Source organism: Halomonas sp. TD01 (genome assembly GCF_923868895.1).
In the GTDB taxonomy this organism is placed as follows: Bacteria; Pseudomonadota; Gammaproteobacteria; order Pseudomonadales; family Halomonadaceae; genus Vreelandella.
Window position 1 is genome coordinate 293011 of the sequence record NZ_OV350343.1, and the last position, 19733, is coordinate 312743.

19 protein-coding genes are annotated in these 19733 nt (G+C 52.6%); 5 read left to right on the plus strand and 14 right to left on the minus strand.

Annotated features, from left to right (window positions below; genetic code table 11):
- The first annotated feature begins 64 nt into the window (after window positions 1-64).
- Window positions 65-1000 (plus strand): cation diffusion facilitator family transporter, encoded by a 936-nt coding sequence (locus L1X57_RS01405; RefSeq protein WP_009722329.1) that lies wholly within the window; start codon window positions 65-67, stop codon window positions 998-1000.
- A 58-nt stretch (window positions 1001-1058) separates the two neighbouring features.
- On the opposite strand, the gene L1X57_RS01410 is transcribed toward L1X57_RS01405, so the two are convergent.
- The 6 genes from L1X57_RS01410 to L1X57_RS01435 all read right to left on the minus strand — a co-directional run bounded on the left by L1X57_RS01410 (window position 1059) and on the right by L1X57_RS01435 (window position 8166).
- Window positions 1059-1442, minus strand: a complete 384-nt coding sequence (locus L1X57_RS01410; protein WP_009722328.1) for a RidA family protein — start codon at window positions 1440-1442, stop codon at window positions 1059-1061.
- A gap of 21 nt (window positions 1443-1463) precedes the next feature.
- The gene (locus L1X57_RS01415) at window positions 1464-2231 is read right to left on the minus strand and encodes a DUF3726 domain-containing protein (RefSeq protein WP_009722327.1); all 768 of its coding nucleotides are present in this window, start codon (window positions 2229-2231) and stop codon (window positions 1464-1466) included.
- On the minus strand, window positions 2228-4072 hold the full coding sequence (locus L1X57_RS01420) for a hypothetical protein (protein WP_009722326.1): 1845 nt from the start codon (window positions 4070-4072) through the stop codon (window positions 2228-2230). Before L1X57_RS01420 ends, L1X57_RS01415 begins: the two co-directional genes overlap by 4 nt.
- On the minus strand, window positions 4065-5642 hold the full coding sequence (locus L1X57_RS01425; protein ID WP_083001585.1) for a BCCT family transporter: 1578 nt from the start codon (window positions 5640-5642) through the stop codon (window positions 4065-4067). The genes L1X57_RS01420 and L1X57_RS01425 overlap by 8 nt, the downstream gene beginning before the upstream one ends.
- 84 nt (window positions 5643-5726) lie before the next feature.
- Window positions 5727-6716: a dipeptidase gene (locus L1X57_RS01430; protein WP_009722323.1), complete on the minus strand. Its 990-nt coding sequence runs from the start codon at window positions 6714-6716 to the stop codon at window positions 5727-5729.
- 10 nt (window positions 6717-6726) lie between these two features.
- Entirely contained in the window at window positions 6727-8166 is a 1440-nt protein-coding gene (locus tag L1X57_RS01435) for an aldehyde dehydrogenase family protein (protein WP_009722322.1), read from the minus strand.
- A gap of 147 nt (window positions 8167-8313) precedes the next feature.
- On the opposite strand from L1X57_RS01435, the gene L1X57_RS01440 reads away from it, so the two are divergent.
- Window positions 8314-9201, plus strand: coding sequence for a LysR family transcriptional regulator (locus L1X57_RS01440; protein WP_009722321.1), 888 nt, complete (start codon window positions 8314-8316; stop codon window positions 9199-9201).
- 85 nt (window positions 9202-9286) lie between these two features.
- Here the strand turns inward: L1X57_RS01440 and L1X57_RS01445 are convergent, their stop codons facing one another.
- Together L1X57_RS01445 and L1X57_RS01450 are read right to left on the minus strand one after the other, a co-directional pair.
- Window positions 9287-10714: a Glu/Leu/Phe/Val family dehydrogenase gene (locus tag L1X57_RS01445; protein WP_009722320.1), complete on the minus strand. Its 1428-nt coding sequence runs from the start codon at window positions 10712-10714 to the stop codon at window positions 9287-9289.
- Window positions 10715-10947: 233 nt separating this feature from the next.
- Window positions 10948-12108: an MFS transporter gene (locus L1X57_RS01450; protein WP_009722319.1), complete on the minus strand. Its 1161-nt coding sequence runs from the start codon at window positions 12106-12108 to the stop codon at window positions 10948-10950.
- A 136-nt stretch (window positions 12109-12244) separates the two neighbouring features.
- Between L1X57_RS01450 and L1X57_RS01455 the strand changes: the two genes are divergently transcribed.
- Window positions 12245-13621, plus strand: coding sequence for an aminotransferase-like domain-containing protein (locus L1X57_RS01455; RefSeq protein WP_009722318.1), 1377 nt, complete (start codon window positions 12245-12247; stop codon window positions 13619-13621).
- A gap of 9 nt (window positions 13622-13630) precedes the next feature.
- On the opposite strand, the gene L1X57_RS01460 is transcribed toward L1X57_RS01455, so the two are convergent.
- Together L1X57_RS01460 and L1X57_RS01465 are read right to left on the minus strand one after the other, a co-directional pair.
- Window positions 13631-14398 (minus strand): metallophosphoesterase, encoded by a 768-nt coding sequence (locus L1X57_RS01460; RefSeq protein WP_009722317.1) that lies wholly within the window; start codon window positions 14396-14398, stop codon window positions 13631-13633.
- 34 nt (window positions 14399-14432) lie between these two features.
- Window positions 14433-15260 (minus strand): alpha/beta fold hydrolase, encoded by an 828-nt coding sequence (locus L1X57_RS01465; protein WP_009722316.1) that lies wholly within the window; start codon window positions 15258-15260, stop codon window positions 14433-14435.
- Window positions 15261-15867: 607 nt separating this feature from the next.
- On the opposite strand from L1X57_RS01465, the gene L1X57_RS18775 reads away from it, so the two are divergent.
- Window positions 15868-15990: a hypothetical protein gene (locus L1X57_RS18775; protein WP_009722314.1), complete on the plus strand. Its 123-nt coding sequence runs from the start codon at window positions 15868-15870 to the stop codon at window positions 15988-15990.
- Window positions 15991-16108: 118 nt separating this feature from the next.
- Here the strand turns inward: L1X57_RS18775 and speG are convergent, their stop codons facing one another.
- The 3 genes from speG to L1X57_RS18780 form a co-directional block, all read right to left on the minus strand.
- Window positions 16109-16630 (minus strand): spermidine N1-acetyltransferase, encoded by a 522-nt coding sequence (gene speG, locus L1X57_RS01470; protein ID WP_009722313.1) that lies wholly within the window; start codon window positions 16628-16630, stop codon window positions 16109-16111.
- A gap of 87 nt (window positions 16631-16717) precedes the next feature.
- Window positions 16718-17689 carry an NAD(P)/FAD-dependent oxidoreductase gene (locus tag L1X57_RS01475; RefSeq protein WP_009722312.1) on the minus strand — a complete coding sequence of 324 codons (972 nt, stop codon included), beginning with the start codon at window positions 17687-17689 and terminating at the stop codon, window positions 16718-16720.
- Entirely contained in the window at window positions 17686-17931 is a 246-nt protein-coding gene (locus L1X57_RS18780) for an FAD-dependent oxidoreductase (RefSeq protein ID WP_009722311.1), read from the minus strand. The genes L1X57_RS01475 and L1X57_RS18780 overlap by 4 nt, the downstream gene beginning before the upstream one ends.
- Before the next feature lie 129 nt (window positions 17932-18060).
- Here L1X57_RS18780 and ltaE point away from each other — a divergent pair, with 129 nt between their 5' ends.
- Window positions 18061-19068 (plus strand): low-specificity L-threonine aldolase, encoded by a 1008-nt coding sequence (ltaE, locus tag L1X57_RS01480; RefSeq protein WP_009722310.1) that lies wholly within the window; start codon window positions 18061-18063, stop codon window positions 19066-19068.
- 20 nt (window positions 19069-19088) lie between these two features.
- Here ltaE and L1X57_RS01485 read toward each other — a convergent pair whose 3' ends face one another.
- Window positions 19089-19700: a LysE/ArgO family amino acid transporter gene (locus L1X57_RS01485; protein WP_009722309.1), complete on the minus strand. Its 612-nt coding sequence runs from the start codon at window positions 19698-19700 to the stop codon at window positions 19089-19091.
- Window positions 19701-19733: the final 33 nt, after the last annotated feature.

Consider the following 19733-nt stretch of genomic DNA (forward strand, 5'->3'; position numbering starts at 1 on the left):
TTGCGGCCACTGATATTGCTATGCTTGCCAGCCTCTTAGCTAGGCAATCTCGGAGCAACAGTTCGTGAAAAAAGAGTCCAGCACCTTAGCATTTTCCGCTTTCATGGCACTGCTGATTGGCTGTGCAGGAATCACTGCGACGTTGGCGTCTAACTCCCAGGCTATTTTGCTGGATGGGTTATTTAACCTTATCTACTTTAGCGTAGCGCTGGTCACCATCAAGGTCAGTAAGCTAGCCAGCCGACCCGATAGCGAGTCCTACCCATTTGGCTACAGCTACTTCGAGTCTTTAGTAAATCTATGCAAAGGTTTATTGATATTAGGCGTTTCCATCTTTGCGTTAGTAGACGCTATCGCTGCGCTACTGACAGGTGGGCGGGAGATCTCAGCGGGGCTTGCGGTTATCTACGCACTGTTTGCCACCGCCGCTTGCTCACTCACCGCTTGGGTAATGCACCGCAGCCAGCGCCACGTTAGTAGCCCGCTAGTGGCTGCTGACAAACTCAACTGGTTGGTAAACAGTATTATCTCAGCTGCCGTGTTAGCGGCGTTCTGCCTGGTGATGCTGTTTGAGCGCCTAGACTGGCGGGGAATCGTACCTTATGTCGATTCACTTCTGGTGATGGCCGTGGTGTTGCTATGCCTTGGCGTACCGGTGCGTATGGCCTCCCAGGCTCTGCGCGAGCTGCTCAATAAAACGCCCGACGAAACAATCGCCGAGCCAGTGCGCCAGGCGGTTGCTCGTGGTCTTGCAGATATCGATACCCAGGAAGTGCGGGTTCGCATGGTACGCCCTGGCCGCCTGCTGTATATCATGGTTCATGTGGTGCTACCCAAAGCATTTCATGAGTCTACGCTTGCCCATCAAGATGTCCTACGCCAGCAAATTGATGAAGAAGTGCGCCTCGTTTACTCACCGGTTGTCTGCGATGTGGTCTTCACCGAAGATGATCGCTGGGCAGCGCCTTCCTGCGGGCAGCTAGTGAAGAAACACGCTTAATCGCGCACCACTAAAAAAGCGGCCCGTGGGCCGCTTTGAAGATGAACCACATTTTCATCTATGGCACCGCTGAGACAGCAGCATAAGCCACCATCTCTACCAACATTTCTTCTCGCGCAAAACCAGACACAATAATGGCGGCCCGGTTAGGGTAAGGCGCGGTGACATATTCCGCATAGACGCAATTAACCGTGGCCAAATCCTCGCGTTGCGTCACGTAAATCAATACCTGAGTCAGTTGCTGCATACCCGCGCCGGCGCTTTCCAGAGTATGTTGCAGATTATCTAGCGTCTGGCGCGTTTGTGCTTCGATACCGCCTTCTACCACGGCACCATCGCCGCCGATGGGAATTTGTGCGGTGAATAAGATGCCATTGCCGACCACGGCCCATTCGAGTGGAGCTTTGGCCGCATAGAGATCAGTTTTTACCGGTTGAATCATGACAATGCTCTCATTGATCTATCAATCGTTATCGTTGACACCTGCACCAGCACCGCCTCGGGAAGACTCAGAAGACTCCACCAGGATGCGATGCGCCAGCGCTTTCAGACGCGCCCAGATCGCATCATCTACCTCAATGCCTTCCTGAAGCGAGCGCTCGCGGCAGGCCATTAAATCGGACTCAGAATGGCGTGCTAGCAGGTCCAGATCGTGGTCTTCACCCAGGGAAGGCAGTAGCTCAACGTGGTTGGCCATCACCAGAGTGATGCCGTCGTTGGGTTCGTTTTCTTCCGGAACATCGCGCACCGAATAGATACGCACTTCTGGCGTGGAGTGGCCTGCGCGAAAGCCCACCACCTGCTCGGTGAGCGGCTCCTGAGCATTGCGCCAGAAGGCAGTAATATTGATACCACGCCCGGCGAGGCGTGAAAGATAGCCCATGATGAGTTGGCGGTTATGGCAGCGGCGAATTTTGACCACCGAAAGCCCACGGGCACGCGCCTTAGCAAAACCCAATTCAGTCGCCAAGCTAATACTGCGCAGCACGCTTTGGCCATGGCCATCCAGTACGGCTAGGTCACCGTCCTGATAAATCACCTTGGGTAACGACTCAGGGTCTTCTTCAAGCAGGAAATCTAGCCCGCGGTTGAGCTGATCAATTGCGTTGAAACCATGACACTGCATCCACGCCACCATATCCGCGGCATCGGCGGCATCACCGTCTTCAAATCCAATCCCAGTAAACGCTTTTCTGCACAGACCTTGCAGCTCATTAAAGGAGACTTTCATAGCGACACTCCCCCTTTAGCAGTTCGCTGTTGCTGGAATGACGACTGTTGTAATGGCGGCCGCTCGCCCTGTGGAGATTGATCACCCTGAGGAGATAGCCCAGCGGGTGCCACGCAGCCCTTTTCCAGCTGTGGCTGTAGCGGAAAACTCCAATCATCGAAGTGACTGAGATCTTCCGGCTCGGCGTTGAGTTCTTCCACCAACGGCGCTCCTTGGAACAGCGTAATACGCACCCAGCGATCTGATTTGGGGTCGAAGCGGCTAGCACCAAAAAACGCCAGCTTAGTGCGCAGCAGATGCATCGGCTTCATTTCCCGATGCCACAGATTGGCATGAATATCGCCGTAAGTGGCTTTTACTAGGGTTTGCACGCGGCGAATAATTTCCTTATGCCGTGGCTTGGCGAGTAGAAAATCGACCACTTTGGCCCGCGGTGTATCCTCTAAAAACTCACAAATCGCTGCGTGGCTGTGGGCGACACGTGGCCCCATGGCAATGGGCACCTCCTTTTCAGCGCCAGGCTCCTCATCGCGCACGCCTAGGCGCGGCTCCTCTTTTTCAGCCGACCGGTACCAGAACCAATACGCACCCTCATCGCTGGTATAATCATGGGAAAGTGCCCAACCGTAGTGCGTTTCAATTAGCTGGCGCAGACGCATCAATGGCATATCCGGCTCAAGGTCGAGGTTTTCATTAACCCCCATCTGCTCTTCCAGCGGGTCAACCTGCTCAGGGTACAGCTCGATCAACAGCGTATTGATGAGCTCCTGAGCTTCTAGCGACAGAGTGCGCTCGCTCCACGCCACTAACTGAGCCCATAGGTTCTCTTCCAACGGTACACTTTCCAACCAGCTCAACACATCTGGTAATGCGGCCACGGTTGCGACGTTGCGCTCGCGCTGCTCAGCATCCTCGGTTACGGTTTCTGCCAAATGCTGCTGGGCACGTTTGGTCAGCGCAATCAAGCGCGCTCGCTCTTCTTCGCTAGGCGCCTGACGCTGTGCCAACGCCAATGCGGTTTCACGCTGGGTGACCCACTGGGCAATCAGCTGCGGATGGTTAATTAGAAAGGGAGCCATCCCTAGACCAGTTGAGTTCCCTATCCCCAAATAGCGGCGCAACTCGATGGCTAGCCCGCAAGCCGTTTCAGGGGATTGACTGCGTGCCAGATGCTCCACTTGTTCAATCGAGAAATGCCGCAACAAATAGACGCCGGCCATCTGCACCGAGAATGGCCGACGGAAGTCAGGGTTTCCATGCAAGCGAGCGAAGTCAGCGAGACCAAACTTACCATTGCCGTAAACCGCCGTGGTGCGATAGAGATAGCCCACCCGAGTTAACCACTGCGGGTCCGGCTGCTGACCATTGCCTAACGCTTCTACAAAGTGGGCAAAGTTACGCAAACTCTTGTTGGCGCGGGACAGCACCAGCACCCGAGGATGTTGACGCCCTGCTTCCTGCAAGGGCACATTGGCGGCCATTTGTTCCAGCAAACTGTCATCTACGTCACCTTCCACTAAGCCAAACGTGACGTCCCAAGCGTCAGCAATAACGCGGTCGGAGCGGCGCTCATCGTCAAGCGCCTGGGCAAACATAACGCCGTGGTAACGCCCATAGGGAGTCTGGAGGCGATAAACGGCAGTGCCATAGCCATTTTCATCAAGATCAAAACGCACCCTGCTTATTTGCCAACGCTGACGCCCCATCTGACGCATCAGGGAACGCACAAAACTCAGTCGGCAAGCATGCAAGCTGCCCAGACGCTCCAAGCGCATCACTTCATCAGCGGGGCGAAGATTCAGGGGCGCGAGTGGCGCCAGCACCCAGTCTCGGTTACTCATTAACGATCACCTTCTTGCGCGTCGTCAGTCCCTGTTCACGTGCCATGGCATAGGCCGCTTTTGGCCCTAACCACAGAGATGGCAACAGCACCAGCGAAACGGGAATTGCGGTAATCACGATAAATTGCTGCAGAACACCGATTTGACCGGAGCCCATGTAAAGCAGGATCGCGGCCATCAACGACATAGTGATCCCCCAAAAAATGCGCACAGCTGTGTGTGGCTCATCATGACCAGTACAAACCACAGCAATCGCGTAGCTCATCGAGTCACCCGTGGTAGCCACAAAGATGGTCGTTAATAGCAAAATTGCCAGAGCCATTAGGGTGCCACCCGGTAGCGCCTGTGCAACCGTCAAGGTGGCCACATCAAACTGGAAGTTATTGAGCGCCTCGGCCAAGTCAATCGCTCCGGTTAGCTGATAGTGGATACCGGCACCACCCAGCAGAGTAAACCAGACGGTAGTCGCAATGGGCGCCATAACCGCCACTGCTAGAATCATCTGACGAATAGTGCGACCACGGGAAATACGTGCCACGAAAATCGCCATTAGTGGGCCGTAACCAATAAACCAAGCGAAAAAGAACACAGTCCACCACTGCATCCACCAAGCCGGCGCAGTTTCCGAGGTCATGGTCGCCATGGCGAAAAAGGAGCTGATGTAGACACCAAAGCCTTGCAGGTAAGCATTGGTAAAGAACAGCGTTGGGCCAAATACAAAGATCACGGCAGCGATTGCAAGGGCCAGAAACACATTGAAACGGCTGAGCAGCTGAATACCACGATGGATACCGGTCGCGGCAGAAGTGACATAGACAGTGCCCAGTACCAACAGAATGGCCAACTGGGTGCCATAACCTGAACTCAACCCAAACAGCTCATGCAGGCCAAAACTGACCTGGGTCGCCAGAAAGCCAATGGGGCCAACGGTGCCTGCGACTACGGCAATGACACAGCAGGCATCTACGACACCACCGACCCAGCTACGCATCAACCGCTCGCCCAGCACTGGGTAAAGCAAGGTACGTGGCTGAAGTGGTAGGCCGCGGTCATAGTGCCAGTAAGCCAACACAATAGCCGTCAGCGAGCCAAGTACCGCCCAGGCCAGAAAGCCCCAGTGCATAAATGACTGCGCTAGCGCACCGGCAATGGCTTCCACCGTACCAGCTTCAGTGTCGAAGGCGGGCGGTGTAACCACGAAGTGATACACCGGTTCTCCTGCAGCAAAAAATACGCCGCCGCCCGCCAGCAGGGTGCACATAATGATAGAAAGCCATTTAAAGGTGCTCAGCTCGGGCGTATCCAGACCACCCACCTTAGCGCTGGCTGCTGGCGAAATTGCCAAGCCAATGGCAATAAAGAACGTCAGTAGCAATAGCAGTTGGAAATACGAACCCAGCACAGCCGCTGTCCAGGCAAAACCAGCTGAAATAGCCCCAGCGACTCCCTCGAGATTGATTAACGAAAGCACCACGAAAAGAATTACAAAACCGCCGCTAAGCCCGAGTACCACCGGGTCGCCGAACTTAGCAAGCCCATGGGCAGGGCCTGTGTCTTTGGGTGAGTTCATGGGGGGAACCTCGTTATTGATTATTGTTGGTGGTAAGTGTTGATAGTGATCAATGCAGCCGGTGTGGCGTGATAAATTGGCCGGTTAGGTCGTTAACATGGTCGTTCGCTCTAACAGTTCGACCCAGTTGCGCCCCATAATGCGAGCAATCTCCTCGTCGCCAAATCCTTTGGTACGCAGCCCAATAATCAGGTTGGGGAAATCGCGGCTATCGCGTAACCAAGCTAGCGGCTGGGGCCAGCCTGCGTTGTTGGCACTGCCTTCACCGTAATCCATCTCTTTCGACCAGCGACCGTTACGCATCCATTCCAGCACCGTGGTCGGCTGGTTTTGGCACAAGTCTGTTCCCAGGCCGACGTGTTCAATCCCCATCATGTCTACGGTGCGGGCAATCATGTCGCAGTAATCTTCCAGAGTGCAGTCCGGGCCGTTCTTCAGGTGGAACGGATAAGCCGAAAAGCCCAGCAGACCATCGCTTTCAGCAATTGCATGAAGCACTTTGTCAGACTTATTACGCTTGGCGGCGTGGAAAAAGCTCGGGTTTGCGTGAGAGATAATTACCGGGCGCTCGGAAATCTCGATAGCCTCAAGCGTCGAGCGTTCGCTGCTATGAGACATATCAATCACCATACCGACCCGGTTCATCTCGCGAATCACCTGGCGGCCAAAGCGGGTAATACCGCTGTCTTCACTTTCATAACAACCACACGCCAGCAAGCTTTGGTTGTTATAGGTGAGCTGCATAATCAAAAGGCCCAACTGGCGCAGCACCGCCACCATGTCGATATCATCTTCGATCGGCGAGCAGTTTTGAGCGCCAAAGAATATGCCCACTTTGCCTGCCTGCTGAGCGCGCAAAATATCGCTCGGGGCATGCACCGGCATAATCAAATCGCCATGGGCTTCAAAACGGCGGTTCCATTCGCCGATGCGGGTTAGGGTTTCGCGCAAGGTTTCGTGATACACCAGAGTGGCATGGACGGCATCCACACCACCCTCGCGCATCTGCTCAAAAATCTCTCGAGACCAGTTGGAATACTGCAGTCCATCAACGGTCAGCACCTGTTTAGACATGCGCCGCTCCTCACGCTTTCACGTAGCAAGTCTTGACTACGGTATAAAACTCACGTGCATAGCGCCCCTGCTCACGGGGGCCGAAACTGGAGTCCTTCCGTCCGCCGAACGGCACGTGATAATCGGTGCCAGCGGTGGGCAGGTTGACCATCACACAGCCGGTCTCGGCTTCGGCTTTGAAGCGAGTCGCCAGCGCCAATGAGTCAGTAATAATGCCTGCGGTTAGGCCGAAATTAGTGTCATTCAGGGTAGCGATCGCCTCGTCCATATCGGCGACCTTGATCACACAGGCTATTGGGCCGAAGACCTCTTCGCGGTTGATGGCCATCTCATTAGTGGTCTCCACAAACAGCGTGGGGGCCATAAAGAAGCCTTGGCTGGCGCAACTTACCCGCTCACCGCCAAAGACCAGTTTGGCGCCATCAGCTTTACCACGTTCAATCCAATGAAGATTGGACTCCAACTGACGGGCATCAGCGACGGGCCCAATCTGCACACCTTCTTCCAGGGCTGGCCCGACTTTGGCTTTCGCTAGCCGCGCAGTCAGCTTGTCCACAAACGCATCGTGAATGGTTTCATGAACAATCAGCCGTGAAGACGCTGTGCACTTCTGTCCCGTACCGGAATAGGCACCGTTAAACGCCGCTTCCACCGCTAGATCCAGATCGGCATCTTCAGCAACAATCAGGGCGTTCTTGGAGCCCATTTCCAACTGACACTTGACCAGATTACCGGCGGTAGCCGCCGCCACCCGGCGCCCCACTTCCAGCGACCCGGTAAAGGTCAGCGCATTAATAACTGGGCTTGTGATCAGCGCCTCGCCAACACGACCACCACTCCCCATCAGTAGGTTGAAGGAACCCGCTGGCAGTGCTTGACGACTGATGATTTCGGTCAGCGCCCAAGCGCTGGCCGGTACTAGATTGGCAGGCTTAAAAATAACCGCATTACCAAAGGCCAGTGCTGGGGCGATCTTCCACACCGCGGTAGCCATGGGGAAGTTCCACGGGCTGATAATGCCCACCACGCCTACCGGCTCGCGGCGTGTATCAACTTCAACGCCAGGACGGACTGACTCTACCCGCTCATCAATCTGGCGCAGCACTTCAGCGGCGTAATAGTGAAAAAACTGCGCCGAACGCGCCACTTCGCCTATACCTTCAGCCAGCGGCTTGCCTTCTTCACGGGATAGCAGGCAGCCAAGCTCTTCCTTTCGCGCCATTAACTCATCCCCGATTGCCATCAGCACGCCATAGCGCTGTTCCAAACCGCTCTTGGCCCACTCCCGCTGACCACTGCGAGCTGCATTGATTGCCTCGTTAACCTGGGCAACACTCGCCTGGGCATAGTCACCAATCACATCAGCAAGATCCGAGGGATTGACGTTGGTGATATGGCTTTCGCCATCGACCCACTGGCCGTTGATATAGAGCGCGTGGAGGGATGACATAGCGACCTCTCTCTTAATGTCGTTGATACGGGTTGTTGACGACATGCTAGAGAAGGCGGGAAGATAAGGATAATCAATAATTCAGATAAAATGATCAGCAAAACTTACCATTGCAGCTTGCCACTATAGCGAGATGAAACACCGACCATGCTCCCCGAATTGAAACTGGCACCTTTACGCTATGTACTGGCGATTCTTGATTCGGGTGGCTTTCACGCCGCAGCTAAGCAGTTGCATCGCAGTCAGCCAGCCATTTCTATGGCCGTGCGTGACCTTGAAGAGCGCCTTGGCCAGCCGATCTTTGAAAAAGGCGGCGGCAAAGCCCTGTTAACGCCCTTTGGCCGTTGGTGCGAACCACGTTTTCGCGAATTGGTAGCGCATCACGACCGAGTATGTCGCGATGCGCTGGCCATTGCTCGCCAGCAGCGTGGCCGCGTTGATATTGCCGCTGTACCCTCGGTCGCCAGCCGTCTTATGCCCGCTCTATTAGCCGGATTTCTGGAGGCTTACCCCGGTATTGATATCAGCCTACAGGACGGCCACTCCGAGCGAGTCAATGAGATGGTTCTGAAAGGCGAGGTAGAGCTCGGCATCACTAGCTTATGGCTACCCGATGACACCCTCCGCTTTGATGCGCTACTCCACGATGATATTGGCGTGGTGTGTCGTGACGACCACCCACTGGCTCAGAAAGATGCACTGCATTGGCGCGCTTTAAAGCCGTATACACTCATTCGTAACGGCACCTCGCGCCTGCTTGAAGGGTCACCAGCAGCAGAGCTTTTAGCCCATAGCACGCTGTATATTTCCAACATGATTTCGCTGACTGCCATGCTGGAAGCGGGTATAGGTGTAACCACCCTGCCCCGGTTAGCGTTTCAGGAAGAACATCAGCGGCTGCGCTTTATTCCACTCGCCACCCCACACTTGGAGCGCCGAATTGGTGTATTAAGGCGAGCACGTCAAAGCCTTTCACCCGCCGCAGATGCAATGTATGGCTATTTAATGGCGCAGCTGGAAGGAAGTCATCGCTAAGACACTCAGCCATCCCTCATGACACACATGAGGGATGGCTTATGCACCACTGCATTACAGCTGAGCTAGCAATAGCAGCGTTGTATTAAACACCGATATCGCGATAGTGGCGGGCAACTTTCTCGATGGCAATCAGATAAGCCGCCATGCGGTAGTCGTTAACTTTCGGGTTTTCATTACGGGTGCGAATGATCTCTTGTAGCGCCAAACGCATGGTGTCGTCCAAACCAGAACGTACTAGATCAAACTCATCGGCACCGCGAGCTAGCTCGTCAGCCAGATGATCTGGTACTTTATGGCCCGTTGACTCTTCAATCGCCTTAATAATGTGCTGACCACGAGCTTCATGGAAGCGCTTATCGAGCCTTCCAAAGCGAACGTGATTTAAGTTACGAATCCACTCGAAATAGGAAACCACCACGCCGCCGGCGTTGCAGTATGCATCGGGGATAATCTCGACACCCCGCTCTTGAAGAATTTTATCTGCTTCATAGGTAATAGGGCCGTTGGCCGCTTCAGCGATAAGCGGCGCCTGAATATAGGGCGCATTTTTGGCAGTGATAACACCTTCCAGGGCCGCCGGTATAAGAATATCGCACTCAAGCTCCAGCACCTTGTTACCATCTTCTCGGTACTCTGCATGCGGATATCCCTTAACCCCACCGGTCTCAGCGATATACTCACGTACCGCCTTAACATCCAAGCCATCGTCATTAACCAAGGCCCCATCACGCTCGATGATAGCGGTAATCCGGCTGCCATCTTCGGTCTGTAGAAAGTGCGCAGCGTGGAAGCCCACATTACCTAATCCCTGCACCACAATCCGCTTGCCAGCCAAGCTGCCAGACAGACCACAACGCTTGATTTCTTCTGGGTGGCGGAAAAGTTCGCGCAACGCATACTGCACCCCGCGCCCGGTCGCCTCGTTACGTCCACGCACACCACCATGTTCAACCGGCTTACCGGTTAACGCCCCCATGTAGTTGATATCATTAGGGAACATCTGGCGGTAGGTATCTACCATCCAGCCCATTTCACGCGGTCCGGTGCCCATATCGGGAGCAGGTACGTTGGTGGCAGGGCTTAGATACCCCTTGTTGATCAGCTCGCGCGCAAAACGCCGCGTAATGGCTTCCAGCTGTTTTTGAGTGTACTTGCTCGGATCAATGATCAGCCCGCCCTTTGAACCACCAAACGGTACGTCGACAATCGCGCACTTATAGGTCATCAGCGCTGCCAACGCCTCGACTTCGTCCTGGTCGACCATCATCGCAAAACGAATACCGCCTTTTGAGGGCAGACGGTGATCACTATGCGTGGCTCGCCAGCCCGTAAACATTTCAATCTTGCCGTCGATATCAATCGGAAATGATACCTGCACTACGCTCTGGCATACCTTCAGAGCGTTTCCAATGCCCTCTTCCAGCTCCATGATATCGATAGCGTGATCCACCATGTGCTCGACACTTTCACGAAAAGACATACCCTGTTGGGCGAACTTAGTATCACTCATTAGTGGCGCTCCATTGCTGCGTTGTTTTTATCAGTATTGTTATCAGTGCTGTTTTGGGGATAACCAACGCTTACGTTTGTGTTGCAATATCTTTGTTGGTTTAAGTTCCCCTAATTGCTGACTCTACCAAAGCCTTAACGCCGGCAACTTTCAACTATTGTTAAATAGTCTCAGCATATAAAACGCCACTGAATTTTTCGTCAGCAATTTACTTCAAGAGCCACGCAGCCAGCCTAATCCATTAGCACTGGGCGGTACTCTCGTTGATTCTGAATAACTAACCAGAGTGTTGTGACAACTCCCCCAAGTAAGGCAACTCCAAAAAGCGTTAATGCCGCGCTATGCCCTAGGGCATCTATAAGCACTCCCGTTGTGACCACAGGAATACTGAAACCAATGTAGGCCATTAGAAAATATCCAGCGCTCGCTTGGGTAGAAGATGGGCCAGCCACGGATAACACGCCACTTAATCCACCCAGATAAATAAAGCCGTAACAGGCGCTGCTAGCCATGATCGTGCCTAGTAGTAATATGGGTAAGTGGCCCGCGATAGCTCCCCAAGCAATCAGTCCATAAGCCGGTGGCAGAATCGCAAGCCCCAATAACGTAGACCGATATGACGACAACTTTCTGGCCCAGGGTTGAAATAACACGCCACAGCTGCAAATACCGAAAACAGCGAAACCACTCCAAACGCTTAAACCATGCTGGTCTAATGCGGAAGGCAATATGGCAATTACCAACCCCACCGTGGCCCAGGCAATTAAAATCGCAAAGCCAAATCGAATAGCCCCTTTTGGGTAACTGGGCAAACGTAACATGCTGCCTTTCGGCCCACTGGGCATGATTTTTCGCAACGTCAACACGCCTATTAATGCGAAAGCGCTAATGCATAGATATAACCACAAACTGGGGGGCGTTAAGCTAGGCGTAGTAACGATAAAAACGCTGGTCACCGCTGCCCCTAAACCGAACCCAAGCGCGCTGCTAATCGTGACGTAACTGGTAGAAGCTTGCTTATCATCGCCTTGCCATAATTGTTGCATATAAGCTGGTGCTACCGCGGATGCCAGCGCGGTCCCCACCCCAAGCAGAAAACGCGCCACGCCAAGCATTACGATGCCAGGCGCTATTAGCATCAGGGAAGTGGCCAGCATATTAAGCAGTAACGCAGTGACAATGATGGCTTTGTAACCTACCCGCTCGGCCAAGCCATTAAGCCCCAGCAATACAGGCATCACCCCTGCTACGTAACAGGCAAAAGCAATTGTCGTGGCACCAACACCAACCCCGCCTTGCGCTGCCAACGCACCATATAGCGGTGCCTGCAAATTAACGGCCGTGGTGATCATACATAGTCCGAAAGCAAGGCGGGCTGCGCTGTACTGGTTCATGCATTAACTCACTTGAGATTGCTAAAAGAACCATAAAGCTCGCACGCTTATTCAAGCGGGGTAAGATACACTGGGCCACTATTATTGAGGCACTGTTCCGGTTTTTTAATGAACAGTTGATCCAGCAGGACTATATATGAAGTTAAAAGTTGATCGGCATGCCAATACGCCTATTGCACAGCAACTTGAAGAGGCGATCAGCACTTGGATTAAACAAAACAAACCTGGTAATGGCAGCCGCCTACCCTCCATTCGCTATTTAGCTGCAACACATCACGTTAGCCGCAATGCGGCCATTGAGGCTTACGAGCGTTTAATCGCGGCAGGGTTGGTCCGCTCAAAACCGGGGGCAGGATTTTTTGTTGCCGATAGTCCACCAAGCGAGCACCAAACAGTTTCCAGCCCACTGCAGGAAGTGACCAACGGGCTTTGGGGGCTTTTTAGTGCGGATGAGACTGCCCTGCCCCTTGGATGTGGTTGGTTACCCAGTCATTGGCGGGAGAGCGATGATTTAACCTATGCGATCCGCCAAGTTGCGCGCATAAATCGCGCGGACATTTTTGAATACAGTACCCCCCAAGGCCCCACGGCGTTACGGCACTTAATACAAGAGCGACTTCGGCTTTTAGCGATCTCGACAAATCCTCAGCAAATTGTCACCACCAGCGGCAGCAGTCATTCGCTAGATTTATTGGTGCGCTTGCTTCTCGAACCCGGAGACGTTGTCTTCGTGGAATCACCAGGCTATTACAACCTATTTGGCCTGCTACATCTGCAACGTGTTCGTGTTATCGGCGTACCTCGCTTAGCCGACGGTCCTGATCTTGAACGCTTAGAAGAATTACTTGCAGAGCATCGGCCGACACTTTTTTATACCAACAGCGTTTTTCAAAACCCCACAGGGGGAACGCTAACGCCCACCATTGCGCATCGCTTATTACAATTAGCCGGGCAGTACGATTTCAAACTGATAGAAGATGATATATACGCAGACTTTCAACATACACCAAGCACTCGCTTAGCCGCGTTAGATGGCCTCAGCCGAGTTATTTATCTGGGCAGCTTTTCAAAAAGCCTCTCCTCTTCTCTGCGCGTTGGTTATATCGCGGCCCCTTCTTCAATAGTGCAGCGCATTGTCGATATCAAAATGCTGACCAGCATTTCTTCTTCGCGCTTTGCTGAGCAAGTCATTACCACCATGCTTCAAAACGGTAGCTACCGAAAGCTGACGGAGCGGCTAAGTGCTAGGCTTTCCAACCACATGTCTATGGCGCTTGCGATGCTCAAACGTGCCAGTTGGGATGTTTATACCGAGCCTACCGGCGGGATGTTTGTGTGGGCAAAGCCACCGGCAGCGATAACATCTGAAAGATTGAGTGAACTGGCTGATGACTGGAAAGTTACCCTGTCGCCAGGGCATTTATTCTTTGCCGATCATCAACCAACGCCCTGGCGGCGACTCAACGTTGCTTATATGCAGGATCCAAGAGCGAAAGGGTTTATTGAAGGATAGTTCATTGGCCTATAAATCAACCTCAACCACCAAACTCGGCTCAAAAAGAGCTGGAGAGAACTCATAGGGATAACCGCCTGGATTAGCGATGATGCGCGTGCCGTTACACAAAGTATCCACCGGCTCATGAACATGACCATGCACCCATAGATCCATCTTGCCCATTAAATGAGGAAGGTGGGAAGCAAACGCAGGCGAAAGTACATCGCCCTGGTATTGGCCAGGGATGCAGTCGCGCAGCGGGGCATGATGACTGACCACCACCTTCGGGCCTTCAAACGGTAAAGCCAGCTCACTTTCAAGCCATGCTAGCGCTTCAGCGTGTAACTGTTGGCTCGCCAGCGGTGAAAACGTTACCCCAGGCGAGGTCTGAACGATTTTAAAGTCGGGCATTACACGCAACGCTTTGGATACTGTCTCCACTGGATCCTTGGTTGGATCATCAGCGTACAGCGCAAAGTCAGTCCACAGCGTAGTGCCATAAAAACGCACTCCATTGAGAGTAACGGCACGGTTATCCATGAGTTCAATGCCTAGTCGTTCGGCTTCTATTGCTAGCTCCTCACGCAGTAACGGCATACAGGTACCATAAAACTCATGATTTCCCGGCACATATAAAATAGGCATTTCTGGAAACCGTTGCCTAGCCCAGGCAAGCCCTTCCGTTCTCTGATGAATATCGCCTGCCAAGATGATGAGATCGGCCTCTACCTCGGGTAATTCACGGTTGCCGTCAAAAAACTCCAAATGAAGGTCAGATAAAATTCGCAAGCGCATAGCATTCCTCACTCTTCCCTAAGTAACGGCCGTGTCATGGAGCAAGCCGCTCAATAAATTCTCTAACATAATTAACAACCACTGCTTCCGCTTCACGGTGGGGCACATGCCCAACGCCCGGCAGTATCTCACTGTGCGCAGCACCACTGGTATAGCGAGCGATGCATTCTGGTTGACGGTGCGAGCCATACTCATCTTTTTCACCATGAAGCACTAGCGTTGGGCAATGGACGCGGTTAAGTGCGGGAATAAGTGACCAGTGTTCAAACGCTGGATGCAACCACGTGTCTATCCAGCCATTCAGTACCCAACGAGCTTTATCGCCGTGATACTTTTCTAATTTGGCAAATTGTTCCGGCATTTGAAACACGGCCCGTGCCTCTTCAATACCGTGTCGCGTGCGTGGTTCGTTTAACGCCTGCGCTGCAATGGTAATCACTCCTTGGCACTGCTCTGCATACTGCCCTGCACAGTGCACCGCCATACAACCGCCGACACTATGCCCCAGCGCAATAAAACGCGTTAGCTGAAACGCGTTCTGAAGTGCCGCAAAGCTAGTAGAGGGTTCATCGTCGATAAAGCTCAGTAGTGGCGGTGCCACGCACGCATCGGAGCGCCCAAAACCTAGACGATCATAAGCAATCACTCGCCGTTGGGTCGACGCACATAGCGCTGCTGGAAAACTGCGCCATAAATCAACACAGCCCAGAGAGTCATGAAACAGAACAATGGGCACGTCAGAGTGCACATGCGGTGCTTCCCAAGTACGAGTAAACACGCGACCATAAGGAGTTGCTACCCAGCGGTCATGGAAAGTAGATTCAGGATAATTAATGTCACAATTGATAGTTGGTAGCACCATGGTATAACTCGTTGTTTTATTAATTAGTTATAGGTATTCAGTCAGCATATCATTCTAGGTACATATGATTGTGCACCGCTTATTTTTATTAACAATGGTTAAAATGCTGCACCGCAACAAAAATAACCTATACTCTAGGTGTGTCCCAATAGGAGGACCACCTCATGATTTCTACATTTGCATTATCGATTCAAGATGAAGAAGTGCTTGCTTTTTGGCGCCTACAAGCCAATTGGCAACATGCTGCCAATGAAGCGTTAGCGGCCTATTTCGGCTAAAAGCAGCGATTTTTACCGCTATCCTCCCCCCTGTAGACCAAAAGATAACCACACAAGCCGACGCTTTTAGTCGGCTTTTTTATATTATGAAAATCTTTTCCATTCAAAGGCATAGGTAGTAAGACATGGCTTTTGTAAGACATTTCTTACACACCATAGCAATTCTCTTACATCTTTAGGACTAGCTTTAAGGATTAGAATGCGCATAAAATTTAACTCGCAGCTGACTTGCTGCGATGCACAAAGCAAACCATGTATAACTAAAACGGGGTCAACAGAGCCCATTATGGCTGAACCGTCCCTCAACCTCTGAATTAGGAGTACTCGCCATGTCATCTTTCGCTGCTCAAGATCAGACCGTAGAAGTGGATGTGATGCAGGTCTGGGCTAATCGTGCCCAACAGCAACGAGCAGCTTTTGACGCCATCGCCGCTTATATGCGTCAGCAGTAAACAACAACGCCTCAGCCCTTGGTTAGTTTTCGGCCTGAGGCGTTGCAGTATTGGTCAATAGTTAATCAAAAACACCTGTTTGTAAGCCTGAATCCAGAGACCGTTCTCTGATTGTTTATCAAGCCAGCTGCGCAAGGTAGGTGTCTTGCAAAATATACATCCGCTTAACATCACGGTATTTGCCGTTGATAAAGAACTCTTGAACCAAGTGCCCCTCTTCAATGAAGCCGCTCTCCTCGTAGAGATGAATCGCTTTGACGTTTTCCACCGCCACAATCAGATATATTTTGTGTAGGTTTAAAATTGTGAACGAGTAGTGCAGCGCTTGACGGATCAATGACCGAGCGAATCCTTTGCCCTGGTGATCTGGCGTGATAATGATCTGAAATTCACCGCTGCGATGAATGTAGTCGATTTCAATCAGCTCGACTAAACCGATGGCATGCCCGTCGCTATCCTCCGCTACGAAGCGCCGTTCGGCGTTGTCATGAATGTGTTTGTTATAAAGCTCCTCCAGCTCGTCAAATGATTCGTAAGGCTCTTCAAACCAATACGACATAATGCTCTGGTTGTTATTTAACTCGTGGACAAAGCGCAAATCATTCCGCTCTAACGCACGTAAATAAAGTTGATTCTCCATCACTTGCTACTCTTATGCGTCGTCATTCAAATTAATCGTTAATCATTGAGGTGTCATCACATTTCACGGTCTATCGCATTTTACGGTCTATCTCGTCAGTCGCTGGAACGAAAAAAGCGCGGCTAAGGGATGCTGTTTGCCTTCAATAAGCGACAGCAGCAGTTTGGCCCCAATCATGCTATAGCTGATTCCATTGCCACCATAAGCCATTGCAAAATGCACCCTTGGACCGTGTGCCTCATGGGGACCAAAAAACGGCAGGCCGTCGTCGGTTTCTGCAAAGGTGCCGCCCCAGGAGAACGTCGGGTTAATATCAAGTTTAGGCCATAGCGCCTCTATCTTGCGTGCCAACCCTTCGGCTTTCTTCTCTACCCGTGCGTCACGACGCTTGGGAATATCTTCATCGTCATCATCGCCGCCCACAAGAAGCCGTCCGTCCCGGGTAGTGCGCATGTAGAGGTAAGGTCGTGCAGATTCCCACACCATGGTGTGGCGTAACTTACCTAACGCCTCAGGCGGTAGCGGGTCGGTGATAAGTGCATAGCTGCTGCGGTTGACGGCCACCAGTTCGGGCAACCAGGCTTGCGATTCATACCCTGCGGCCATCACCACGTACTGGCAACGCAGCTTGGCACCATTAACTAGCGTCAGCGTGACGCCCTGTTCATCAGGCGTCATCGTCTTCATTTGTGTGCGGTCGTATACTTCCCCACCGCGCTCAACAACCCTGGAAAACAGCTGGTACGCCATGCGGTATGGGTCAATAGCGGCAGCTAACTGGGTAAGAATAGCCCCAGGTGCCACAAAGCCATACTCGGCCAACACTGCCTTGCTTTCAAGCCAGTCAGCGTCAAAGCCGTGCTTTTGACGCAACGCTAACTCTTCTTTTAATAGCGCTACGTCTTCTTCATTACTGGCGTAATAAAGGCTTTTCTGGCGCTCAAAATCTACATCACCCAACCCAGCTGCCAAGGTTTCAAGCTCACCAATGGCCTCGGCACAGGCACGATAAGCAAGCAACGCATCGGCTTCCCCATAGCGCTTGGCTAACTCGTTCATATGGTATCAATTTCGTACTGCAGTAACGCCGTGCTAGCAGCCGAACTCCCCCACCCCACGTCACGACGTTCAAGCACCACCACATAATGGCCATTGCGGCTAATCTCATCGGCGATTAGTGCGCCAGTAATGCCACCACCGATTATAGCAATCTCGCATTGATGGTCGCGGGTAAGCTGCGGGAAAGTTTTCAATAGGCCATTTTTGACTGCCCAAAAGGGATAACCGCTTTTCAGATCCATCTGTTTGCCTATGCTAGGTTGCCCTAGAGTATTCTATGGATGATAGAAGTATGCTGTTAACCATAGATGGTTCCTGACAACTTGCTCGGTAAAGCGTCTCAACGTGACTAACCCAAAAAGGAATTCCGCATGATTGACCTACGCAGTGACACGGTAACCCGCCCTACCGCCGCTATGAGAGATGCCATGATGGCCGCGCCGGTTGGCGATGACGTGTGGGGCGATGATCCAACGGTTAACGCGTTTCAGGAAAAGCTAGCAGAGCAAACAGGCAAAGAAGCGGCACTGCTGTTCCCAAGCGGCACACAAAGCAACCTAGTGGCGCTAATGGCTCACTGTGAACGCGGCGATGAGTACATTGTCGGGCAGTCCGCCCATACTTATCGCTATGAAGGCGGCGGTGCTGCAGTGTTAGGCAGTATCCAGCCACAGCCTATTGAAAATGCCGCCGATGGCAGCTTGCCATTGGAAAAAATCAGTGCAGCGGTAAAAGCCGATGATTTCCATTTTGCGCGCACAAAGCTGCTAGCGCTAGAAAACACCATCGGCGGCAAAGTGCTAAACGCAGACTACGTATTAAAGGCCACTGAGCTTGCCCGGGAACGTGGGCTGGCAACGCACTTAGACGGCGCGCGACTATTTAATGCAGCAGTAGCCACTGATGCCTCACTCAAGCAGCTCTGTTTGCCGTTTGACAGCGTCTCGCTATGCTTTTCGAAAGGCCTGGGCGCTCCCATCGGCTCTGCCTTAGTGGGCTCGCAAGCATTGATCGACCGCGCACGTCGCTGGCGTAAAATGGTCGGTGGTGGCATGCGCCAATCAGGCATTATCGCCGCCGCCTGCCAGTATGCTCTGGAGCATCACGTAACTGACTTATCCCATGACCACCACCGTGCAGCACGCTTGGCAGAAGGTTTGGCAAAGCTGCCCGGCGTCGAGATTACTGCTCAAGCAACCAATATGGTGTTCACGCATTTTCCCGACGAACATGTGAAGCCGCTCTCCGCTTGGCTAAAAGAGCATGGCATTTTAATTGAGCTACTCTACGCCACGCGTTTTGTTGTCCACCGGGATATTGATGATACTGATATCGATAAAGTAATAGCTGTGATGCAAAGCTATTTCAGTCGCCACTAATTAGTTAGCGACAGTGCCTGTCAAAGCAACGTAGACCCCAGGGCCAAGTGTATAGCAATAGCCGCCATCATCAGGCCAATTAGCCCATCAATAGTACGCCACGCTCCCGGGCGGGAAAGCCAAGGCGAAAGCGCGGCCCCGCCCCACGCCAGCAGGCTGAACCACATAACAGAGGCAGTCGATGCACCTGCAACGAACACTCCGGCACTTTCTTGCTGGGCACCAATGGCAGGAATTAACAATAGCGTGTCCAGATACACTTGGGGGTTCAGTACTGTAACGGCCAAGGTTGCCAGTAGCACTCCGCGCAAGCTCCGAGCTTTTACGCCACCCGCCTGCAACCCTTCGCGCCCGCTAACAGCCCGCAGTAATGCCTGAGCGGCCAACCAGCTTAAAAACACCACGCCTACCCAGCGCATGGCTTCCATCGCATTTGGCATCGTCAGTAAAAACGCGCTGGCACCAAACATACCGGCAGTTAGCAAGATAATATCCGCGCTCATACACAACCCAGCTGACCACCAGTGGTATTCACGACGCACTGCCAACCCCAGCACGTAAGCATTTTGCGCCCCGATAGCCATGATGATCCCGCCAGATACCACTAAGCCCGTTAAGTAGCTTTCCCACATTGCCCTGCCCCCAGTGTCAGAATAAGTGACGCT

Excerpts from the sequence above, each read along its gene's own strand:
- L1X57_RS01410 (WP_009722328.1), bottom strand. The coding sequence starts at position 1,442 with ATGATTCAACCGGTAAAAACTGATCTCTATGCGGCCAAAGCTCCACTC.
- L1X57_RS01415 (WP_009722327.1), bottom strand. The coding sequence starts at position 2,231 with ATGAAAGTCTCCTTTAATGAGCTGCAAGGTCTGTGCAGAAAAGCGTTT.
- L1X57_RS01420 (WP_009722326.1), bottom strand. The coding sequence starts at position 4,072 with ATGAGTAACCGAGACTGGGTGCTGGCGCCACTCGCGCCCCTGAATCTT.
- L1X57_RS01425 (WP_083001585.1), bottom strand. The coding sequence starts at position 5,642 with ATGAACTCACCCAAAGACACAGGCCCTGCCCATGGGCTTGCTAAGTTC.
- L1X57_RS01430 (WP_009722323.1), bottom strand. The coding sequence starts at position 6,716 with ATGTCTAAACAGGTGCTGACCGTTGATGGACTGCAGTATTCCAACTGG.
- L1X57_RS01435 (WP_009722322.1), bottom strand. The coding sequence starts at position 8,166 with ATGTCATCCCTCCACGCGCTCTATATCAACGGCCAGTGGGTCGATGGC.
- L1X57_RS01440 (WP_009722321.1), top strand. The coding sequence starts at position 8,314 with ATGCTCCCCGAATTGAAACTGGCACCTTTACGCTATGTACTGGCGATT.
- L1X57_RS01445 (WP_009722320.1), bottom strand. The coding sequence starts at position 10,714 with ATGAGTGATACTAAGTTCGCCCAACAGGGTATGTCTTTTCGTGAAAGT.
- L1X57_RS01450 (WP_009722319.1), bottom strand. The coding sequence starts at position 12,108 with ATGAACCAGTACAGCGCAGCCCGCCTTGCTTTCGGACTATGTATGATC.
- L1X57_RS01455 (WP_009722318.1), top strand. The coding sequence starts at position 12,245 with ATGAAGTTAAAAGTTGATCGGCATGCCAATACGCCTATTGCACAGCAA.
- L1X57_RS01460 (WP_009722317.1), bottom strand. The coding sequence starts at position 14,398 with ATGCGCTTGCGAATTTTATCTGACCTTCATTTGGAGTTTTTTGACGGC.
- L1X57_RS01465 (WP_009722316.1), bottom strand. The coding sequence starts at position 15,260 with ATGGTGCTACCAACTATCAATTGTGACATTAATTATCCTGAATCTACT.
- L1X57_RS18775 (WP_009722314.1), top strand. The coding sequence starts at position 15,868 with ATGTCATCTTTCGCTGCTCAAGATCAGACCGTAGAAGTGGATGTGATG.
- speG (WP_009722313.1), bottom strand. The coding sequence starts at position 16,630 with ATGGAGAATCAACTTTATTTACGTGCGTTAGAGCGGAATGATTTGCGC.
- L1X57_RS01475 (WP_009722312.1), bottom strand. The coding sequence starts at position 17,689 with ATGAACGAGTTAGCCAAGCGCTATGGGGAAGCCGATGCGTTGCTTGCT.
- L1X57_RS18780 (WP_009722311.1), bottom strand. The coding sequence starts at position 17,931 with ATGGATCTGAAAAGCGGTTATCCCTTTTGGGCAGTCAAAAATGGCCTA.
- ltaE (WP_009722310.1), top strand. The coding sequence starts at position 18,061 with ATGATTGACCTACGCAGTGACACGGTAACCCGCCCTACCGCCGCTATG.
- L1X57_RS01485 (WP_009722309.1), bottom strand. The coding sequence starts at position 19,700 with ATGTGGGAAAGCTACTTAACGGGCTTAGTGGTATCTGGCGGGATCATC.